Source organism: Rhodoferax sp. GW821-FHT02C08 (assembly GCF_059421805.1).
This window is the reverse complement of record NZ_JBWKVR010000030.1, coordinates 1-14,937: the sequence shown is the minus strand read 5'-3', so window position 1 is coordinate 14,937 and position 14,937 is coordinate 1. Positions and strand designations below refer to the sequence as shown.

Genomic DNA, 14,937 nt, shown 5'->3' with positions numbered 1-14,937 from the left:
CAAGCCTGGGGGTGTTCAAGTCTTCCAGCGCTCTTCCATAAACGCCAGTAAAGCCTTCAGCGCAGCGCTGTTGTGGCGGCGCTGCGTATAGGCCGCGTACAGCCACAGGTCATTGGACTGGAAGTCTTCCAGCACCGGCTGCAACTCGCCGCTGTCCAGGTGTTTTTGGATCAGCATGCGCGGCATGATGACCATCCCTAGGTCTTGCAGTGCCATATGTATCAGCGGCGCGCTGTCTGTGGCGTCCATGCGGCTTTGCACGGGTACGAGGTGTAGTTTGCCGTCCACTATGAAACGCCACTCCGGCGCTCCTATGAGGGAATAGGTGAGCGCGTCGTGCTCCGTGAGATCGTCCGGGTGCAGCGGTATGCCGCGTTGTTGCCAGTACGCGGGGCTGGCGCAGACCAGCAGCTCGACGGTGCGTAGTTTGCGCACGATGAGATTGGAGTCGGTAATGCGCCCAACCCGCAGTGCAATGTCTATGGCTTCGTCCACCATATCGATTTGGCGGTTGCTCAGATCCAGGCTGATGTGCACATCGGGGTAGCGGCGGATGAAGTCGGCCAGCAAATCAGGCAGCTCGGTATTGCCCAGACCCACAGGCGCGGTCAGGCGCAGGCGGCCGCTGGGCTGGCGTGAGCGGTGCCTCAACTCGTCGCGGGTCAGATCGACGATTTCCAGCAGCGGTGTGCTGCGTTTGAGCAGCAGGCTGCCAGCGTCGGTGAGGCTGACGGTGCGGGTGGTGCGGTTCAGCAGGCGCGTGCCCAGGCGGGCTTCCAGGGCTGCCACGTATTTGCTGACATTGGCCTTGGATACGTCCAGTGTTTTCGCGGCCATGGAAAAGCTGCCGCGCTGAGCGACTTCGCGGAAGGTGCGTATGAGTTCGAGGGTATCCATTGTTTCCGTTGTCGAAACAGACTTGTTCCATTTCGACCTGTTTAAAGCTGAAACTTCGCGCCTATCTGCTATTCACAGTATGAGCAAGCTTGCAAACCCTAGCTTGCAACACTGTGAGTGTGCTTTGAATGCGATGTAACCCAGGAAGACGGGTGCATGGCGACAAGGTTCCCTCCATTTCATGTTTATGTTTAAAAGGAATCACCATGTCTGCATCTAAATTCGCCGCTTCCGCCCTGATTGCTCTGGCTTCCGTAGCCGCTACCAGCGCAGCATTTGCCGGAAACGACAACAACTACCCCCAAATCAACACCCCCAGCACCTTGAGCCGCGCTGAAGTGCAGGCCCAGCTGGTCCAGGCCCGCAAGGACGGCACGCTGCTGATCGGCAACGACAACAACTACCCCGTGTTGCCGCAAGTTGTCAGCAACAAGACCCGTGCTGACGTGATCGCCGAGTACGTGGCTGCCCGCAATGCCGGTCTGATCCCGGTTGAGCGCAGCTAATTAAAAACAGGCCTGAGGGCGTGCCGTGCTGCCATGCAGTCCTCTGCAAGAGAGGGCGCATGGCGCCAAAGTTCCCTCGCATTACATCCCACTAACAACTCTAAGGAACTACCATGTCTGCTTCTAAATTCGCCGTTTCCGCCCTGATCGCTTTGGCTTCCGTGGCTGCTACCAGTGCTGCATTTGCTGAAAGCTCTGCAGACCGCAACTATCCCGAGATCGCCAGCGTCAGCACCAAGACCCGTGCCGACGTGCAAGCCGAGCTGGCCCAGGCCCGCAAGGACGGCACGCTGCTGATCGGTAACGACAACAACTACCCCGTGATTGCCGAGGCCCCCAGCACCAAGACCCGTGAACAGGTCATGGCCGAGTACGTGGCAGCCCGCAATGCCGGTCAGATCCCTGTAGAACACAGCTAATCCCTGTACCGGGATTGAGCTTCAAGGGCGGTGGCGACACCGCCCTTTTTGCGTTTTGCACCCCTGCGGCCCAGATGGCCTTTGCACTGGAGCGGTTCCGCCGCCGTGGGGTGTAGATACAAATGGTCGCTGGCGCAGATAAATACTGCGCTGGCAGCTATAAATCTTGCAGCAAACAGGTACGGGTGGATGCACAGGTCCGCAGTTGCCGCGTAAAACTTGGAAAACTCTCGATTTCCGACGTTTGGGGCGCGAAAAACACGAAGGACACTTGCAATACGCGCTTGCAAGCAACGAAGATAGCGGGCTGACAGCTGGCATGGAGCGCCGATGACTTCCCGTTTCCCCACACAAGACCCATCGTCACCGCATGCAGGCCACACAGCGGGGGATCTGGGCGCGTCCGGGAATGCGGCTTTGGCGCAAACCGCAGCCCCCGAAGACAGCCTGCAAGCTTTGTTGGGTGCAGCCAAGAACAGCGCGCCAGCCCTGCCATGGGCGGCGTACCGTGCGGGGAACACACTGCATCGCATCGGGCAGGGCGACGTGGCCGGGAACTGGCCTGAAACCCTTGCACAAGAGGCATTCGATGCGTTTTGCCAAGACCAGGGCCTGCACCGGTGGGTCACTGGCCAGGGTGAAAGTGCCTTGGGTTGGCTGCTCGCCCCGCACAGCGAGGCCGGCAACCCGCACTTGGCGGATCTGGCGCGCAAGCTGGGCCTGCGCTTGCAGACCGACGCGCTAGCCCGGGCCCAGGCCAGCCAACGGGTGCTGTTTGAGATCACCTACCTGGCCAGCTCCACCCGCGAGCGGCGGGCTTTCCTGCAAGGTGTGCATCGCCAGCTGTCGACCCTGATCGATGCTGAAAACTTCTACTTGGCGCTGTACGACAGCCAAATCGACAAGGTCACCTATCCGTACTACATCGACAACGCCGATGCCTTTGAAACCGAGGAATACGAGTCGATTGACCGCCAGCGGCTGTCCATGACTCACTATGTGCTGACCACTGGCCAGGCCTTGTTCATCGACGCCACGGACATTGCCGCGGCGCAGGCGCAAGGGCGCTTTTACTGTGTGGGCCACCGCCCGGAATTCTGGATGGGGGTGCCGCTGAAGAACGCCTCGGACGAAGTGTTCGGCATGCTGGCCATGCAGGTGTACGACGTGTCGCGCATCTACAGCGTGGAGGACCGCGAGCTGTTCCTGGTGGTGGCGCGCCACGTGGCCATGGCACTCGACCGGATACTGCACCGCGCGCACCTCGAAGAAACCGTGGCCCGGCGTACCCTGGAGCTGTCCACCCTGAACGACGCGCTGCGGCACGAGGTAGCCGACCGCGAACGCGCCGAGCACCTGCAGCGCGCCTTGTTCCAGATCACCGAGTTGGCCAGCCAGCCGGGCGATATGGCCGAGCTGTTTCGCGGCCTGCACGGCATCGTGGGTGAGCTGCTGTTTGCCCGCAATTTCTACATCGCACTGTTTGACGATGCGACCGCCGAGGTGACCTTTCCGTACTACGTGGACGAATTTATGGATCTGCCGCCCAAGGCCCGGCGGGGCGAGCGGGGTGTGACCGAATACGTCATCCGCCAGCGGCGGCCTTGTCTGATCACCCCCCAGGACATCGTTCGCCTAGAGGGCCTGGGGGAGATCGCTGCGCATCGGGGCACCGACATATCCTATTCGTGGCTCGGCATTCCGCTGTTCGATGGTGACACGGTGCGCGGTGTGCTGGCGGTGCAAAGCTATTCGGCCGACATCCATTACTCGTTGCGCGACCAGGAGTTGCTGACCTTTGTGTCCCGGCATATTGACACCGCTTTGTCCCGCCGCAGCGCGGCCGAAGCCATCCACACCGCCAATATGCGGCTGGAAGCGCGGGTGCAGGACCGCACGCGCGAGCTGGACCACGCCAATGCCAAGCTGCAGCACGAAAACGCCCACGACTCGCTGACCGGGCTACCCAACCGCGCGCACCTGCAGCAACGCCTGCACAGCGCCTGGCAGGCCTACTGCGCCCATGGCCAGGAGCTGGTGGTGATGTTCATCGACCTGGACCGCTTTAAGATGGTCAATGACAGCCTGGGCCACCACTGCGGTGACCTGTTGTTGGTCCAGGTCGCGGAGCGCCTGCGCCACTGCATGCGCGACAGCGATCTGCTGGCCCGCCTGGGCGGCGACGAATTCGCGGTGCTGGCTTTTGGCGCATCGCCGGATGTGACAGCGGCCATAGCCGAGCGCATCGTGCAGGCCTTCGACCTGCCGTTCCATGTCGATGGGCACACCGTGTTTTCATCCTGCAGCGTCGGCGTGGTCGGCGCCAATAGCCAGTTCCACCAGGAGCCGGCCGACCTGCTGCGCGACGCCGATACCGCCATGTACCGCGTCAAGAACGCGGGGCGCGACAGCTATGCGCTGTTCAGCCAGGAAGTGCGCCGCGAAGTGTCTGACCAGATGGAGCAGGAGAGCGCACTGCGCAATGCGCTCAAACGCACGGACGAATTGCTGCCGTATTTCCAGCCCATCCTGGATGTGCAGAGCGGCACCATTGTGGCCATGGAGGCCTTGATTCGCTGGCACCAGCCGGGTGGCAATATCGTGGCACCTGGCCAGTTTCTGCCGGCGCTGGAGGGTCTGCGCCTGATTGGTCGGCTGGATTTCTACATGCTGCAAAGCGTGGTGGCGATCCTGGCTCAGCCTGAGCATGCGCACTGGCCGACCGTGCATGTGAACTGCTCCAGCTACAGCATCACCCGCACTGAATTCTCTAGCGAAGTGCTTAGTCTGTTGGCCGAATATGGCGTGGCGCCGTCGCGTATTTGCCTGGAGCTGACCGAAGGGGCCCTGGTGGCCGAGCCCGAGCTGGCGCGCCAGGCCATGAAGCACCTGGCGGACAACGGCGTGTCGGTGGTGCTGGACGATTTTGGTGCCGGTTTTTCGTCGCTGAGCTATGTGCACCAGTACCACTTCAGCGGCCTGAAGATCGACAAGTCCTTCATCCTGGAGCTGAGCGCCAGCCCGCGCAGCCGCGCCATCGTGCGGGCCATTGTGCGCATGGCCGAATCGTTGGGCCTGAGCGTCGTCGCCGAGGGGGTGGAAGACGCCGAAACCCTGGCCTTGTTGCGCGACATGGGCGCTGGCCAGGCGCAGGGTTACTACTTCTCCAGGCCGGTGCCCAAGGAGGCGCTGGACCTTAGTCGGCTGGCCGCTGTTTAGCTACGTGACCGGGATGGATCTTCAACGGCCGGTGCGGGCCAGATAGCGGTTGCGCCAGAACAGCAGCACCATGCCCAGCGCGATGGCCACCATCGCGCCCATGGCCCACCAGAAGCCGCCCTGCCGGTGCAGCAGGGGAATCACCTCGAAGTTCATGCCGAAGATGCCCGCAATCAGGTTCAGCGGCAGGAAGATGGCGGTCAGCACCGTCAAGGTCAGCATGATGTCGTTGGTCCGGTTGCCCTGCACGCTGAAGTGCATCTGCACGGCGGTTTCGACGCTTTGTTCCAGCCTTCGTACATGGTGCACCACCCGTTCAATATGTTCCAGCACGTCGCGGCTACGCACTTGCAGCAGTTCGCGTTCGCGTAGCTCGGCCGTGCCTTGCGCATCCGGCCAGGTCTTTACCGCCTCGATCCAGTCCTGGATGGATGAGCGCTGTTCTTCGCACACATCGTCCAATTGGTGCAGGGTCAGCCGGGCGTCCAGCAGCGCGCTCCAGTTGCTGAACCGGGCCCCGGGCTTGAGCAGCTCGCTTTGCCAGTGGTCCAGTTGACGCGTCAGTTCGCGGCGCAGGTCCAGGTAGCCATCGACCATGGTGTTGATGATGCGCAGCATCAAATCGGCCGGGCTGGTGGGCACGCGGGCGCCGGTGGCCCGCAATTCGGTGGAGGTGGCGGCCAACAGCTTCTCGGCATAGCTGTCGCGTACCGCGCAATCGCTGGGGTGCACGGTCAGCAGCACTTGGTCGAACACCGCAAAGCCCACCGGGTTGGTGTTGATGCGGCGCAGTATGGGCGGGCCGCCGCGCTTCATCGGCTGGCCTGGCGGTAGGGCGGGCGCGTCTGATCCGGCCTCCTTGGGGCCGGCCGCCAGCCGGCGGAATACCAGCAGGTCGTACTGCGAGGTGTAGTCGTAGTGCGACGGCAGCTGGTTGTTCAGCAAATCGGACACATGCAGATCCACCAGTTGCTGGCCGCAGAGTTGTTGCAGCGTGGACTGCAGCAGTGCTTGCTGGACTTCAAATTCACTCCGCGCACAGGCGATCCAGACGTAGCCGCCCAGCACCGGTGCGCTAGGTAGGGCGGTGTTCTCCACCACACTGGTGCCGACAATTGTGAAGATCCGCATGGTGTTAAATATTTATAAGAAATAGGCCGCTAGCGCTGGTTTTATATGCGCAAGATGCTATTATTTTAGGAGCTTAGGCGTTCTGTGCCTTGAGCAGGCGGGCGGCGGCAATGGCCGAGTAGGTCAGCACCCCGTCGGCACCGGCGCGCTTGAAGGCCATCAGGCTCTCCAGCACCACCCGGTCGTGGTCCAGCCAGCCGTTTTGCACGGCGGCCTGCAGCATGGCGTATTCGCCCGACACCTGGTAGGCGAAGGTGGGCACGCGGAATTCGTCCTTTACCCGGCGCACCACGTCCAGGTAGGGCATGCCGGGCTTGACCATCACCATGTCCGCGCCTTCGGCGATGTCCATGGCCACCTCGCGCAGGGCCTCGTCGGTGTTGGCCGGGTCCATCTGGTAGGTCTTTTTGTCGCTCTTGCCCAGGTTGGCGGCCGAGCCCACCGCGTCGCGGAACGGGCCGTAAAACGCGCTGGCGTATTTGGCGCTGTAGGCCATGATCTGGGTGTGGATGTGGCCCCGCGCCTCCAGCGCCTGGCGGATGGCGCCTATGCGGCCGTCCATCATGTCGCTGGGGGCGACGATGTCCACGCCGGCATCGGCCTGGGCCAGCACCTGCTGCACCAGGGCGGCGATGGTGGCTTCGTTCTGGATATAGCCGTTCTCGTCGGGCAGGCCGTCCTGGCCGTGGCTGGTGTACGGGTCCAGTGCCACGTCGGTCATCACGCCGAGTTCGGGGAAGCGCTTCTTCAGCTCGCGCACCACCCGTGGCACCAGGCCGTCGGGGTTGAAGGCTTCTTCGCCGCCGTAGGTCTTCAGCGACTGGTCCACCACCGGGAACAGCGCCATCACCGGGATTTGCAGCTTCACGCATTCCTCGGCCACCGGCAGCAGCAGGTCCAGGCTCAGGCGCTCGACGCCAGGCATGGAGGCCACGGCTTCGCGGCGGTTCGTGCCCTCGTGGACGAACACCGGGTAGATCAGGTCGTGGGCGGTCAGGGTGTTTTCACGCACCAGGTTGCGGCTAAAGGCTGCGCGGCGCAGGCGGCGCGGCCGGCCGGCGGGGTAGGGGGCGTAGGGGGTGGAGGAGGTCATGGCCAAAATTGTGCCCCATTCGCTGTTTACCGCCGCCATATCCAGATAAGCCCTATTGAACCGCTGGTGCCGCTTTGTTAAATTGTTCCTGGGGCGGCTTGCCGTCCTCCCGCTTTACCTCCCTGAGCGGGGCCCAGCGGTCCATGACCCACGGGCTTAGCACCCCGGCCCCTGGCCGGGGTATTTTTTTGAGCGCTATGCTCTGCCTATGCTCTGGATCAAATCCCTCCACATCGTTTTCATCGCCAGCTGGTTCGCCGGCCTGTTCTATCTGCCACGCATCTTCGTCAACCTGGCGATGGTGCCGCCGGACTCGCTGGCCGAGCGCGAGCGTCTGCTGCTGATGGCGGGCAAGCTGTTGCGCTTCACCACCTTGCTGGCGGTGCCTGCGGTGTTGTTCGGCGCCTGGCTGTGGCTGGGCTATGGCATTGGCTGGGGCCCGGGCAATGGCTGGATGCATGCCAAGCTGACCCTGGTGCTGCTGGTCATCGGCTACCACCACGGATGCGGCGTGCTGTTGCGCAAGATGCGGGCCGGTGCCCCTATGCGTAGCCATACCTGGTACCGCTGGTTCAACGAGCTGCCGGTACTGTTGTTGCTGGCCATCGTGATTCTGGTGGTGGTGAAACCCTTTTAACCTGGAGGGCCTGTCCTGGGATGCACAAGACCTCGGCTTGGCCGCTAGCCTGGTTGTATGTTGGCTTGGTGGTGTATGCCAGCCTGTACCCCTTTGACGGCTGGCGCGACCAGGGCATCACGCCCTGGTTCTTTGTGACCGCACAGCTGCCCAAATACTGGACCGGGTTTGACGTGGCCATCAACGTTACTGGCTACGCACCGCTAGGTTTTTTGTGGGCGTTGAGCGGCCTGCGCTCGGGCCGTACCCGGGTACCGGTGTTGGCGGCCACGCTGGCGGCCTGTTTGTTGTCCCTGGTGATGGAGACGCTGCAAAGTTATCTGCCTATGCGTGTGCCGTCGAATGTGGACTGGGCCCTGAACAGCGCCGGCGCGTTGCTGGGGGCTGTAGTGGCGACCCTGCTGGAGCGGCTGGGGGCAATTGACCGCTGGAGCCGCTTCCGCGATCGCTGGTTTGTCAGCGATGCGCGCAATGTACTGGTGCTGCTGGCGCTCTGGCCGGTGGCCCTGCTATTCCCTGCCGCCGTGCCTTTGGGGCTGGGCCAGGTGCTGGAGCGGGTTGAGGCAGGCTTGGCCGAGATGCTGGTGGACACGCCTTTTCTGGACTGGCTGCCGGTGCGTGATGTCGAGCTGCAGCCCCTGGTGCCGGGGGCCGAGCTGCTGTGCGTGCTGTTGGGCGCGTTGATTCCGTGCTTGCTGGGCTATTGCGTGCTGCGCCAGGTACGTCAGCGCCTGGTGTTTGCGCCGTTGATTCTGCTGCTGGGCCTGGCGGCGGCGGCGGTGTCAGCCGGTCTGAGCTATGGCCCCATCCATGCGCTGCAGTGGCTGACCCAGCCGGTGCGCATGGGTCTGTGGGCCGGCTTGGCGGTGTCCGTGGCCCTGGTCTGGGTGCCGCGCCGGGCCTGTGCGGCGCTGTTGCTGCTGGCCCTGGCGGTACACCTGGGTGTGTTGAACCAGGCGCCGGCCAGCGCTTACTTTGCCCAAACTTTGCAAACCTGGGAGCAGGGCAAGTTCATCCGTTTCAATGGTCTGGTGCAGTGGCTGGGCTGGCTGTGGCCCTATGCGGCGCTGGCCGTGGTGGTGGGCCGCATCGCCCGACCTGCGGCGGAAAACTAAAATACCGCCATGACTGACACCTCCAATCCCGATACACCCGTTGGGTCGTACTACGGGCGCCACATCTTCTTCTGCCTGAACGACCGCACCAATGGCGAAGACAGCTGCGCCCACCACAATGCCCAGGCCGGTTTCGACCGCTGCAAGGCGCTGGTCAAGCAGGCGGGCCTGTCCGGCCCAGGCCAGGTGCGCGTGAACAAGGCCGGTTGCCTGGACCGCTGCGCCGCCGGTCCGGTCGCCGTGGTCTACCCCGAGGCGGTCTGGTATAGCTTCGTGGACGAGAGCGATATCGACGAGATCGTCGAGTCGCACCTCAAGAACGGCAAGGTGGTGGAGCGTTTGGTGACGCCAGCCCACTTGGGCCGTTGATTTAAGCTTTTTAGGCCTCTGGCGCAGGTATTACTTGCGCTGGCAGCTATCAATTTGGTAGTAATTCTGTGAATGCATCGACCCAGCGTTTGAGCCTGAGCGGCGCCGCCGGCGCCATAGACGCCGCGCAGGACGCGCCCGCAGGCGTGTCGCGCGGCATTGCCGTCATCGCCCACCCGCACCCGCTGTTTGGCGGCACCATGGACAACAAAGTGGTGCAAACCATTGCGCGGGCGTTTGTGCAGTCCGGCTGGACAGCTGTGCGTTTCAACTTCCGCGGTGTCGGTGCCAGTGCCGGTACGCACGACGAAGGCCGTGGCGAGATGGAAGACCTGTTGGCCGTGGTGGCGCAGACGGCGCCGGCCGGCCAGCCGCTGGCCCTGGCGGGGTTTTCCTTCGGCGCCTTCGTCACCACCCACGCGGTGCAGGCGCTGTGGGACAGCCGCCCGGTCGAAAAGCTGGTGCTGGTCGGCACCTCCACCGCCCGGGCGCCGGCAGCCACTCTGCCGCCGGCCGTACACGAACGCACCCTGGTCGTCCATGGTGAGCAGGATGACACTGTCGCCCTGGCTTCCGTCATGGACTGGGCGCGACCGCAGATACTTCCTGTGACGGTTGTGCCCGCGGGCGGGCATTTTTTTCACGGACAATTGCCGCTGTTGAAAAATCTAGTGCTGCGCCATCTAAAGGCATGAAACTTTGCGGCCCTGCCAGGGGTCGCACCGGGGGTTTCCCCTGACCCGGGTGGCTGCGGCGCCGCCCGTCCTGTTGATCTCTCACTCTCTCATTCCCATCCATGAAATACTTCTTGCAGGCTGTTGCTGCACCCTTGTTGGCCTCTGTTTCCCTGCTTGCTGCAGCCCAACCGGTGGCGGGCCCCGAAATCGCTGCCAAGGCCTATATGGTGCTGGACGTCACCGCTAACCAGGTCTTGCTGGAAAAAGACATCGACATGCCGGTCGAACAGGCCTCTTTGACCAAGCTGATGACCGCCTACCTGGTGTTCGACGCACTGCGCACCAAGAAGCTCAGCCTGACGCAAACCCTGCCGGTCAGCCTCAAGGCCTGGAAGATGCCCGGCTCGCGCATGTTCATCGACCCCAAGATGCAGGTGCCGGTGGAAGACCTGATCAAGGGCATGATCGTCCAGTCCGGTAACGATGCCACCATGGCCCTGGCCGAAGGCGTGGGCGGCACGGAAGAGCATTTTGTGGAGATGATGAACCAGCAGGCCAAGGCCCTGGGCATGAAAGCCACCAGCTACCGCAACCCCGAGGGCCTGACCGAGGCCGGCCACATCACCACCGCGCGCGACTTGAGCATCCTGGCAACCCGCCTGATGCGCGACTTCCCCGAGTACGCGCACTACGACGGAATGAAGAAGTACCACTACCCCGGTACGCCCGTCAGCAATGAAAACAACCGCAACGGCCTCCTGTTCCGTGACCCGACGGTGGATGGCCTGAAGACCGGCCATACCGATGCCGCCGGCTACTGCCTGATTGCCACTGCCAAACGTGACTTCCCGAATCTGGGCAGCCGCCGTATTCTGACCATCGTGCTGGGCACGGCCAGCGAAAACGCCCGCCTGAACGAATCGCAAAAGCTGCTGAACTGGGGCTACACCGCCTACGAAGGCGTCAAACTGTTTGACGCCAACCAGGCCGTGGTCACGCCGAATGTCTGGAAGGGCAAGGATGCCACCGTCAAGCTGGGCCGTCCCGAAGCCGTGGTGGTGGCCGTGCCCGCCGGCAGCGCTGCCAAGGTCAAGACTGAAATCCAGCGCCCCGATCCCCTGGTGGCGCCTTTCACCAAGGGCCAGGCCGTGGGCTCTTTGAAGGTGGTTTTGGGTGACCAAACCCTGCAAACCGTGCCTTTGCTGGCCTTGGACGGTGTGGAGCAGGCCGGCATTCTGGGCCGGGCCTGGGATTCCATTCGTTTGTGGATCAAGTAATTCTCGTAAGTGAGCGCGTGCAAACTTGTTAAAACAACAGCAGGTTTGCGCTCGCTGATTCAAAAAGCTATACTCGAAGGCTTTTCGGAACTTTCCGAAGGGATTCACGTTTTCTGTTAGTTTTAAACGTTTAGGGACGTTTTCTTTGTCAAGGAGGCTTTAGTGCCAACCATTAACCAGCTAGTACGTCAGGGACGCGAGGTCGAAACGATCAAGTCCAAGAGCCCTGCGATGCAAAATTCTCCGCAGCGCCGTGGCGTTTGCACCCGCGTCTACACCACGACGCCTAAAAAGCCTAACTCCGCTCTGCGTAAGGTTGCCAAAGTGCGCCTAACCAACGGTTTTGAGGTCATCTCCTACATTGGCGGCGAAGGCCACAACCTGCAAGAACACAGCGTTGTGCTGGTGCGCGGCGGTCGTGTGAAGGATTTGCCCGGTGTGCGTTACCACATCGTGCGCGGTTCGCTCGATTTGCAAGGCGTGAAAGACCGCAAGCAATCGCGTTCCAAGTACGGCGCGAAGAAGCCAAAGGCTAAGTAAGCCCTGGTTTTTCAGAAGTAAAAGGTGTTGTTTCCCGCGTGGCGCGGTGATGCAACGTAGTGACCCGTGTTTTGGGTCGAGTAAGTGAAAACCAAGATGGTTTTTGCGGTGTCTACCAAGATGCCAACTGAAGCAATTAAGAGGTGAAAAATGCCACGTCGTCGCGAAGTCCCTAAACGTGAAATCCTGCCGGATCCCAAGTACGGCAATGTTGAGCTGTCCAAATTCATGAACGTGATCATGGAAGGCGGCAAGAAGGCAATCGCTGAGCGCATTATTTATGGCGCTCTCGATTTCATTGAAAAGAAGAACCCAGGCAAAGACCCATTGGAAGCCTTCACCTTGGCGATCAACAACGTCAAGCCCATGGTCGAAGTGAAGTCCCGCCGCGTTGGTGGTGCCAACTACCAAGTGCCAGTCGAAGTGCGCCCTGTCCGTCGTTTGGCTCTGTCCATGCGCTGGTTGAAGGAAGCCGCTCGCAAGCGTGGTGAAAAGTCCATGTCCCTGCGTTTGGCCAACGAACTGATGGAAGCCACCGAAGGTCGTGGCGGTGCCATGAAGAAGCGTGACGAAGTCCACCGTATGGCTGAAGCCAACAAGGCCTTCTCGCACTTCCGTTTCTAAGCAACCCTCCCATCTCAAGCTTACAAGCCCGCACCACCCTTCGGCGGATGGCGGGCTTGTGGCTTTAACGAAAGAGAACTATGGCTCGCCATACCCCCATTGAGCGCTATCGCAATATTGGTATCTCCGCGCACATCGATGCCGGCAAGACCACCACCACCGAGCGCATTCTGTTTTACACCGGCGTGAACCACAAGATTGGTGAAGTGCACGACGGCGCGGCCACCATGGATTGGATGGAGCAAGAGCAAGAGCGTGGCATCACGATTACCTCGGCGGCCACCACCTGCTTCTGGAAGGGTATGGACACGTCCCTGCCTGAACACCGCATCAACATCATTGACACCCCCGGCCACGTGGACTTCACGATTGAAGTCGAGCGCTCGATGCGCGTGCTGGACGGTGCTTGCATGGTGTACTGCGCTGTGGGCGGCGTGCAGCCCCAGTCCGAAACTGTTTGGCGCCAAGCTAACAAGTACAAAGTGCCACGTCTGGCCTTTGTGAACAAGATGGACCGTACCGGTGCCAACTTCTTCAAGGTTGTGGACCAGATGAAGCTGCGCCTGAAGGCCAGCCCTGTGCCCATGGTGATCCCAATCGGCGCCGAAGAAAACTTCACCGGTGTGGTCGACCTGATCAAGATGAAAGCCATCATCTGGGATGAAGCTTCTCAGGGCATGAAGTTCGAATACCAGGAAATTCCGGCAGAGTTGCTGGCTCAAGCCAAGGAATGGCGCGAGAAGATGGTCGAAGCGGCTGCTGAAGCATCCGAAGAATTCATGAACAAGTACCTCGAAGAAGGTGACTTGACCGAAGATGAAATCAAGCTGGGCATCCGCACGCGTACCATCGCCAGCGAAATCCAGCCCATGTACTGCGGTACCGCCTTCAAGAACAAGGGCGTGCAGCGTATGTTGGACGCCGTGATCGAATTCATGCCTTCGCCGGTGGACATTCCACCTGTGAGCGGCCTGGACGAAGACGACGCTCCCGTCGTGCGTCAAGCCGACGACAGCGAAAAGTTCTCTGCCTTGGCATTCAAGCTGATGACCGATCCGTTTGTGGGCCAGTTGACCTTTGTGCGCGTCTATTCTGGCGTGCTGCAAAAGGGCGACAGCGTCTTCAACCCGATCCGTGGCAAGAAAGAGCGTATCGGTCGTATCGTGCAAATGCACGCCAACAACCGTGAAGAAGTCAGCGAAATCCGCGCCGGCGACATCGCTGCTTGCGTGGGCTTGAAGGACGTGACAACCGGTGAAACCCTGTGCGATCCAACCGCCGTGGTAACCCTGGAGCGCATGGTGTTCCCTGAGCCTGTGATCACCCAGGCCGTGGAGCCCAAGACCAAGGCCGACCAGGAAAAAATGGGTATTGCCTTGCAACGTCTGGCCCAGGAAGATCCTTCGTTCCGCGTGAAGACCGACGAAGAGTCCGGCCAAACGCTGATCGCTGGTATGGGCGAGTTGCATCTGGAAATTATTGTCGACCGCATGAAGCGTGAATTCGGCGTGGAAGCCAACGTCGGCAAGCCCCAGGTGGCTTACCGCGAAACCATCCGCAAGACGATCGAAGATGCCGAAGGCAAGTTCGTGCGTCAGTCCGGTGGTAAGGGCCAATACGGTCACGTGGTGTTGAAGATTGAACCCAACGAAGCCGGCAAGGGCATTGAGTTCGTCGACGCGATCAAGGGCGGTGTGGTTCCTCGCGAATACATTCCTGCGGTTGAAAAGGGTATCCACGAAGCTGTTACGCAAGGCGTGTTGGCTGGCTATCCTGTGGTGGACGTCAAGGTCACGCTGCACTTCGGTTCGTACCACGATGTGGACTCGAACGAACTGGCGTTCAAGATGGCTGCTATCTTCGGTTTCAAGGAAGGTTGCCGCAAGGCCGGCCCCGTGATTCTGGAGCCCATGATGGCTGTGGAAGTGGAGACGCCTGAAGACTACGCCGGTAGCGTGATGGGCGACTTGTCCAGCCGCCGCGGTATGGTCCAAGGTATGGATGACATGGTTGGTGGCGGCAAGGCCATCAAGGCCGAAGTTCCGTTGTCGGAAATGTTCGGTTACTCCACCACGTTGCGTTCGATGTCGCAAGGCCGCGCTACGTACACGATGGAGTTCAAGCACTACAGCGAAGCTCCTCGTAACGTGTCCGAAGCCATCATGGCTTCCCGCGCCAAGTAAGTTGAAGTTGGGCCCGTCGCGTTAAGCGGCTGGGCCTTGAATCCCCTGTCTGCGACAGTGTGCCGCCTTGTTCCCGTGCGAGGCGATCCAGCAACATTGTGCAGACGTTAAACCTCACACGGGAAAAGCTCTTTCTGGAGAATTGAAAAATGGGAAAAGAAAAGTTCACGCGTACCAAGCCCCACGTCAACGTGGGCACGATCGGTCACGTTGACCACGGCAAGACCACGCTGACGGCCGCCATCACCAC

General features: G+C 61.2%; 15 protein-coding genes. 12 read left to right on the top strand and 3 right to left on the bottom strand.

Annotated elements, in window-relative coordinates:
• Positions 1–15: 15 nt before the first annotated feature.
• Positions 16–897, bottom strand: coding sequence for a LysR family transcriptional regulator (locus AC07VY_RS23930; protein ID WP_495099681.1), 882 nt, complete (start codon positions 895–897; stop codon positions 16–18).
• A gap of 206 nt (positions 898–1,103) precedes the next feature.
• Between AC07VY_RS23930 and AC07VY_RS23925 the strand changes: the two genes are divergently transcribed.
• The 3 genes from AC07VY_RS23925 to AC07VY_RS23915 all read left to right on the top strand — a co-directional run bounded on the left by AC07VY_RS23925 (position 1,104) and on the right by AC07VY_RS23915 (position 5,041).
• Positions 1,104–1,403 carry a DUF4148 domain-containing protein gene (locus AC07VY_RS23925; RefSeq protein WP_495099680.1) on the top strand — a complete coding sequence of 100 codons (300 nt, stop codon included), beginning with the start codon at positions 1,104–1,106 and terminating at the stop codon, positions 1,401–1,403.
• Positions 1,404–1,516: 113 nt separating this feature from the next.
• The gene (locus tag AC07VY_RS23920; protein WP_495099679.1) at positions 1,517–1,822 is read left to right on the top strand and encodes a DUF4148 domain-containing protein; all 306 of its coding nucleotides are present in this window, start codon (positions 1,517–1,519) and stop codon (positions 1,820–1,822) included.
• 330 nt (positions 1,823–2,152) lie between these two features.
• Entirely contained in the window at positions 2,153–5,041 is a 2,889-nt protein-coding gene (locus AC07VY_RS23915; RefSeq protein ID WP_495099678.1) for a sensor domain-containing phosphodiesterase, read from the top strand.
• Positions 5,042–5,062: 21 nt separating this feature from the next.
• Here AC07VY_RS23915 and AC07VY_RS23910 read toward each other — a convergent pair whose 3' ends face one another.
• Positions 5,063–6,172, bottom strand: coding sequence for a magnesium transporter CorA family protein (locus AC07VY_RS23910; RefSeq protein WP_495099677.1), 1,110 nt, complete (start codon positions 6,170–6,172; stop codon positions 5,063–5,065).
• A gap of 73 nt (positions 6,173–6,245) precedes the next feature.
• Positions 6,246–7,265: a porphobilinogen synthase gene (hemB, locus tag AC07VY_RS23905; protein ID WP_495099676.1), complete on the bottom strand. Its 1,020-nt coding sequence runs from the start codon at positions 7,263–7,265 to the stop codon at positions 6,246–6,248.
• A gap of 208 nt (positions 7,266–7,473) precedes the next feature.
• Here hemB and AC07VY_RS23900 point away from each other — a divergent pair, with 208 nt between their 5' ends.
• The 9 genes from AC07VY_RS23900 to AC07VY_RS23860 all read left to right on the top strand — a co-directional run.
• Positions 7,474–7,902, top strand: a complete 429-nt coding sequence (locus AC07VY_RS23900; protein ID WP_495099675.1) for a CopD family protein — start codon at positions 7,474–7,476, stop codon at positions 7,900–7,902.
• A 20-nt stretch (positions 7,903–7,922) separates the two neighbouring features.
• Positions 7,923–9,017: a VanZ family protein gene (locus AC07VY_RS23895; protein WP_495099674.1), complete on the top strand. Its 1,095-nt coding sequence runs from the start codon at positions 7,923–7,925 to the stop codon at positions 9,015–9,017.
• Positions 9,018–9,026: 9 nt separating this feature from the next.
• Complete coding sequence (locus tag AC07VY_RS23890) at positions 9,027–9,386, top strand: (2Fe-2S) ferredoxin domain-containing protein (protein WP_495099673.1); 360 nt, start codon at positions 9,027–9,029, stop codon at positions 9,384–9,386.
• Between the two features lie 68 nt (positions 9,387–9,454).
• A complete protein-coding gene (locus AC07VY_RS23885) occupies positions 9,455–10,081 on the top strand; it encodes an alpha/beta hydrolase (protein WP_495099672.1) in 627 nt (208 codons plus the stop codon).
• A 101-nt stretch (positions 10,082–10,182) separates the two neighbouring features.
• Positions 10,183–11,340 (top strand): D-alanyl-D-alanine carboxypeptidase family protein, encoded by a 1,158-nt coding sequence (locus AC07VY_RS23880; protein ID WP_495099671.1) that lies wholly within the window; start codon positions 10,183–10,185, stop codon positions 11,338–11,340.
• Between the two features lie 162 nt (positions 11,341–11,502).
• On the top strand, positions 11,503–11,880 hold the full coding sequence (gene rpsL, locus AC07VY_RS23875; protein ID WP_011466063.1) for a 30S ribosomal protein S12: 378 nt from the start codon (positions 11,503–11,505) through the stop codon (positions 11,878–11,880).
• Between the two features lie 150 nt (positions 11,881–12,030).
• Positions 12,031–12,504, top strand: a complete 474-nt coding sequence (gene rpsG, locus AC07VY_RS23870) for a 30S ribosomal protein S7 (protein WP_092761972.1) — start codon at positions 12,031–12,033, stop codon at positions 12,502–12,504.
• 80 nt (positions 12,505–12,584) lie between these two features.
• Positions 12,585–14,687 (top strand): elongation factor G, encoded by a 2,103-nt coding sequence (gene fusA / locus AC07VY_RS23865; RefSeq protein ID WP_495099670.1) that lies wholly within the window; start codon positions 12,585–12,587, stop codon positions 14,685–14,687.
• A 149-nt stretch (positions 14,688–14,836) separates the two neighbouring features.
• Positions 14,837–14,937 (top strand): GTP-binding protein (locus tag AC07VY_RS23860; RefSeq protein ID WP_495099726.1); only part of this gene is annotated, 101 nt, incomplete at its 3' end.